General features: G+C 42.4%; 5 protein-coding genes. 3 read left to right on the top strand and 2 right to left on the bottom strand.

Annotated features, from left to right (window positions below):
- The first annotated feature begins 140 nt into the window (after positions 1 to 140).
- Entirely contained in the window at positions 141 to 1,001 is an 861-nt protein-coding gene (locus H6S82_RS33550) for a pentapeptide repeat-containing protein (protein ID WP_199315264.1), read from the top strand.
- Between the two features lie 38 nt (positions 1,002 to 1,039).
- On the opposite strand, the gene H6S82_RS14610 is transcribed toward H6S82_RS33550, so the two are convergent.
- A complete protein-coding gene (locus H6S82_RS14610) occupies positions 1,040 to 2,026 on the bottom strand; it encodes a hypothetical protein (protein WP_190464620.1) in 987 nt (328 codons plus the stop codon).
- Between the two features lie 88 nt (positions 2,027 to 2,114).
- On the opposite strand from H6S82_RS14610, the gene H6S82_RS14605 reads away from it, so the two are divergent.
- A complete protein-coding gene (locus H6S82_RS14605) occupies positions 2,115 to 3,311 on the top strand; it encodes an NAD(P)/FAD-dependent oxidoreductase (RefSeq protein WP_190464619.1) in 1,197 nt (398 codons plus the stop codon).
- A 301-nt stretch (positions 3,312 to 3,612) separates the two neighbouring features.
- Positions 3,613 to 5,712, top strand: coding sequence for a methyl-accepting chemotaxis protein (locus tag H6S82_RS34370; RefSeq protein WP_199317890.1), 2,100 nt, complete (start codon positions 3,613 to 3,615; stop codon positions 5,710 to 5,712).
- A 55-nt stretch (positions 5,713 to 5,767) separates the two neighbouring features.
- Here the strand turns inward: H6S82_RS34370 and H6S82_RS14595 are convergent.
- Positions 5,768 to 6,166: MBL fold metallo-hydrolase (locus H6S82_RS14595; RefSeq protein ID WP_347339501.1), on the bottom strand; the 399-nt coding region annotated here is incomplete at its 5' end.

Raw genomic sequence — 6,166 nt, 5'->3', positions numbered from 1 at the left:
TTTGGTAAGATCGGCTTTCATCAAAAATTAAGAATGTTCTATTTTAGAAAAAAGTACACTGTTACAGGATAATATGATAATTTGGCATAGTTGGCTAGGCAGATTGACTGGAAAATATATCTTATTATTGGGAGGATATCGTGCAATCTCGACAAGTAAATCCGGAATTTTTTATACTGCCGGGAGTAGATTTACAAAAAGGAAACCCGGATTATAACTTAGCGGCTAAGCTTACTAAAGAACAATTAAAGAATAGATGGAAGACCACATCTGGTCAGGATATCCTGTCTCGATGGAAAACCAGTAACTTTGATAGGAACATTTTAGATAACCTTGTGGGCAAATTCTACGGTCATACCGATCTACGTGGTATAATTTTACCCAAAGAAAATTTAAGTGGGGTTGACTTAAATAAAGTTGACTTGTACGCTGCCAATCTTGAAAATGCGATGTTAAAAAATAGTAACCTAACGGACAGTTACCTTTCCGAAGCTAATATCAAGGGAACTTGCTTTGACTGGTCTATTATGGATGGCGTATTTCTTGACAATGTTGACTTTGACAATAGAACTAGCTTTACTGGTGTAAATTTAAGCGCCATTAATTTCACTCTAGCCGCATTGTTACAAGACTTAGCACTCGGTCAAGCAAGGATTATTAACCTGGAAAAGAAACGCCCTATTTTAGCTTTTGTACTGAAAAATACTTGCGACTATGGACGTTCTTTTCCGAGGTTCTTCCTATCATGTGCGATCGTTATCTTAGTTTTCAGTTTAGCTTATACTGTTTTACCTGGTTCTTTGGCTAAAATAGGCTCTGCTAATTCTCTTAGTTTCTGGGATAATCTTTACTTTTCGATGATGACATTTACAACATCAAGTACCGACATCCAGCCTATTTCAATTTTGGGCAAAATACTTGTGGCGATAGAAACTGCAACCGGATATCTTCTAACTGGGCTTTTGGTAGCTATCCTAGTTAAAAGAACGATAGGAGATTAATCGAAGTAAAAGGCTATAGGAGATAATAGAAAGCTTTGTTATCTTTCTGGATCGGACTCTTGCAACTTGTGGAGCAATCCGATCGCAGGATAATAATTACCGCAAGACCTCAGCGATCGCTCAAAACAACGCATCGCCGTTGTCACATTATTTCCAATCAGATGACCTAAACCTTCATTCATCAATAAACCGGGATGTTCTGGATATTGTTGATACATCTGATTGTAAAGATGTTCTGCTTTTTGGTACTTACCTTTGAGAGAAATGGCATTAGCTTTTGGCAGCTGACGCAAATAGCGATCGCGTCCGATCGAAGACTTAATTTTTACCCAAACAGAAGTAGGAACGCCAATCAAAAAAATTAAGTTTAACCAGAAAGTTTTCCAAAATATCGAATTTGCACAATTATCGCAAACATAACGGTGTTTGGCATAAAAACCATATACAAACAAAAGAAAGTAAAAGTAAAACTCTGTATAGCTTTGCACGCGATTAAACATTTGGCATTCATCGCAAAGGCAATACTTGTCACCTTTCGTTATCGCAGGCTGATTTTCCTTAAATATACTTTGGCAAAAGCGACAATAAATATAAGATGTGCGCTGGTGGTCGGATAGATCGATAGTTGACTGACATTCCGGACAAGTTGCACTGCGGAAGAGATGATATTGACCCGATTCCCGGAGGAAAGATTTATTATTGTCCGTCCTTTTACGAGAAGATATTTGGTCAATATGCTTTTTCAAATTCCGAGTATTGACATTATAAACTTCCAAAACGTAAACATAATTATTGACCGAATTAGAACTTGCTTCAATCTCTCCAGAAAGAGGAGAATCGCAGACGATAACTAACCTTTTGTCGCGCACAATAGTATCGGTAATCTGTTCGTAAAACAAAGTAGTTGTTGTACCTAAAATTATTTCGCGGTCAGTAGCGATCGCTTTTTGAGAAAAAAGTCCCTGCGCGTTACCATTCTCTACAAAGCGAAATTTAAACGAAAGCTCAGAACTTGTCGGTGACATAAGACTATTCCCTTGTGATGGAATCTACACTACTACGGCTTGCTATCCTGAAGAAAGTTCCTCTGCAACGACTCCAGCACATTTAACCATGACCCAACAACCTGCACGCATATGTATACTCGGTGGAGGCTTTGGCGGTCTCTACACAGCCCTGCGATTGGATACGCTACCGTGGGAGGCAACGGAAAAACCGGAAATTGTGCTGGTGGACAAGAGCGATCGCTTCCTCTTCACTCCCCTCCTCTACGAAATCCTCACCGGCGAGCTGCAAACTTGGGAAATTGCCCCATCCTTTGCAGAAATATTGCAAAACACAGACGTGCGATTTTGTCAAGGAGTTGTAACTGACATTAATACCGAACAGCGCCGGATTCAATGGCAGGATGAGCCAGAAATACCCTACGATCGCCTTGTCTTGGCATTAGGTGGCGCTTCGCCGATCGATATAGTGCCTGGTGCTGCATCCTATGCCTTTCCCTTCCGCACCCTTACCGACGCCTATCGTTTGGAAGAAAGACTGCGAGTATTGGAAGCGCAGGAAACAGATAAAATACGGGTAGCGATCGTCGGCGGCGGTTATTGCGGGGTCGAATTAGCTTGCAAACTGGCAGATAGACTGGGAGAGAGAGGAAGATTTCGGATAATCGAACAAAGCGATCGCATTTTGCGGACATCCCCAGAATATAACCGCGAAACTGCACGCAGAGTTTTGGACGAAAAAGATATCTGGATAGATTTAGAAACCACAATCGAATCGGTTAGTCCAGATAGTATTTCCCTGCTGTATAAAGGACAGGTAGATACAATTCCCGCCGAATTGGTCATATGGACAGCCGGAATGCAGGCAAGTGCGATCGTGCGAAATCTTCCCCTCAAACAAAATCAGCGCGGTCAACTTACCACTACACCTACCCTGCAAGCTGTCGATCGTCCAGAAATATTTGTATTGGGAGATTTAGCAGATTGTCAGGATGCAGAAGGTCAGCAAGTACCCTCCTCAGCACAAGCAGCATTCCAACAATCCGATTTTACCGCCTGGAATATTTGGGCTTCCCTTACAGGTCGTCCCTTACTTCCCTTCCGCTATCAAAATTTAGGAGAAATGCTCACATTGGGAACAGATAACGCCACTCTCAGCGGTATGGGAGTGCAATTAGAAGGACAATTAGCATACCTCCTCCGTCGTCTCATTTATTTGTATCGAATGCCAAATTTAGATCATCAATTGCGAGTAGGTGTAAATTGGATGGCTAATCCCATTTTGGATTTTATCAATCCCACTTGATTGTGATTCTTAACAAGACTTGAGAAACCGGGTTTCTTAACGAAAAAAGATCTAGGTTCTTGGCTTCAAGAAGGAAGAAATCCGGTTTCTAACCCCAGCACAAGATGTGAGTTTAGCAATGCTTCTCACACCAACCTTGCGATCGCATCTTTACATAAGTCCATTCGACAGTCTATGTTTTGATAGAGATACTATCGTTTTTAGAGACAAACTGTGATTTATGGTTCAGAAACTGGGTCAGGGTTGGAATAACTTAAGTTTCCGCAGGAAAATGAGTCTGCTCTTGATATCAGGAGCTATTGTGCCTACAGTTGTTGTAACTCAAGGTATTCTCAGTTTTGCACAAACGCAATTGTTTCAAAATTTACAAGCAACTTTAAACATTCAATTAAACACCCTGGAAAGTCAGCTTAATGACAAACAAAAAAAAGTAGCTTTAGAAGCCCGAAATTTAGCAATTTTTGTAGAATCTCAGCCAGGAGATTTCAGCAAGCCCCAGCAGCAGGCAACTCTAGGCAAACTATTATCTAATTATGTTGGCATCGAGCCAGATAATAGTTTTTACTTGATTGCAGATAGTCAAGGTAAAACAGTTGCTCAGTATATTCAACAGGTTGCCGAAGATTTTTCTAACTATCCACTATTACCGAAAGAACAGTTACAAAAAACTGTATATAGTGCCGTATCTTTGCCAATCGGTATTAACCTGGGTGATATTCCCATCGTCCAAAATGCGTTTAACTCTCGCCGTCCTCTCGCTGGAGCCGAATTGTTAAAAAGCGAGTGGCTAAAACGCTTAGGCTTAGAACAACAAGCAAATATTGGCATAAGAGCGCAGAAAATCGAAGGATTGCCGCAACCAAAGCAACCTTTTCCCCAAGGAACATATAATATTGATGATGGTAAAATAGGCTTAGCGATCGTAGCAGTTCACCCGATAGAGATAGAAGGAAAATTATGGGGAACTGCGATTGTCGGTACGCTGCTCAATCGGAACTTTGAAATAGTCGATCGTCTCAAAAAAGAAGTAGGCGTCAGTACCGCTACCCTGTTCGCCCAAGATTGGCGAATCAGCACAAATGTTCCCTATACCGATAAAACAACCAGAGCGATCGGAACGCGAGTTGCTCGCGAAGTAGCAACAAAAGTTTTGCATCAAAAACAAGTTTTTATTGGCGCAACCAATATTATCGGAATTGACTATATCACCGGCTACAGTCCCATATATGACCATCAAGAACAACTCAATCCAGCGACAGCACAACCTGTTGGGATTGCTTATGTAGGTGAACCCACAATTGAAGTAGAAAAGAACTTGAATATCTTGAGATTTGCTGCTTGGGGACTCGGCGCAGGAATTGCCTTATTAGCCGGTTTAGCCGCCATTCCCATCGCAGCAACCTTCTCCAATTCCCTACAGCGTTTAGCCAATAGTGCCCAAAAAGTTGGTGCTGGCGATCTCACAACTTTAGTGCCAGTTACAGATAGCCAAGATGAAATAGGGGTGTTACTGGCGACTTTTCAAATAATGACTAAAAATTTGAATGCCTTAATCCTTCAGGTACAGCAATCGGCGATTCAAATCACCACCGCCGCTACCGGAATAGCTGCTTCGGGTAAGCAACTAGAAGGAACAATGACAGAACAGCTAGCTTCTACCAATCAAGTCGCTGCTACAGCTAAGCAAATTGTTGTCACCTCCGCATCCCTAGTAAAGGCGATGGATGAAGTTGACCGCCACGCGCAAACAACAGCTAACTCAGCTGATGACAGCCAAAAAGACTTGATACAGATGGAAAAAACTATGTATAAATTAGTAGAAGCCACCGATACTATCTCGACGAAGCTGGGAGCGATCGGTGTCAAAGCTAATAACATCAACAATATCGTCAACACGATCGCCAAAGTAGCAGATCAAACTAATTTACTTTCCCTGAATGCGGCAATTGAAGCGGAAAAAGCAGGTGAGTATGGAGCGGGATTTGCTGTCGTAGCTAGAGAAATCCGCCGCCTAGCCGATCGAACAGCAGTCGCTACCCTGGAAATCGAAAATACGGTCGAAGAAATGCAAATAGCGGTCAACACCGGTGTGACGGAAATGGATAAGTTCACTCATCAAGTTAAACAAAGCGTCGCAGTTGTGCATGAGATTAGCACTAAATTAGGTTCCATTATCGAACAAGTGCAAGACTTAACTCCCCGCTTTCAAGCAGTGAGTAAACGTATGGAATCTCAATCGCAAGGAGCAGAGCAAATTAGGGGTGCAATGGTGCAATTGAGCGAAGCTTCCTCGCAAACTGCCGAATCTTTGCGCGAGATTAACAATTCGATCGGACAATTAAAAGACGCAGATCAAGGTTTACGCTGCGAGATATCTCGTTTCAAAGTTGCTGCGAGTTGATAATTTTTCACAAAGAAAACCGGTTTCTTCAAGAAACCAGTTTTCTCCTATCGCCTTAAAGCACAGCTTTAGCCAAAAGTAAAGCATCTAAATCCAAACTAGCCAAGTGCTGGTAAGCTCGATCGATCGCCCCTTTGCCCCGCAAAAATCCTGTATTCCCACCGGGACAGATATAATTGAGAGTCTCAGGCGAAAAGCGATCGCGCAATAACTGCACGCTGCGAATTTGTCGCGGCCAATGAAAAGTTTTAGAAGTTCGCAGAGGTACAGGTACGCCTTCCTTGTCCGGCAATAAATGACGCCCCGCGAACAACACCCCACCCAAAGCGCTGTAATAAAGACAAGCAGAACCGGGAGAGTGTCCGCTTGTCCAGATCGCTTGCGTTTGAGGAGTGAGGGCCAACTCTTGCCGAAATGTCGTTACATCTAATTTAGGCAATAAATAAGCTTCCTG

The sequence above is a fragment of the Planktothrix sp. FACHB-1355 genome (assembly GCF_014748295.1).
Classification (GTDB): Bacteria; Cyanobacteriota; Cyanobacteriia; order Cyanobacteriales; family Aerosakkonemataceae; genus Aerosakkonema; species Aerosakkonema funiforme_A.
Note: the sequence above shows the minus strand (reverse complement) of the source record. Positions and strands in the feature narration are given on the sequence as shown.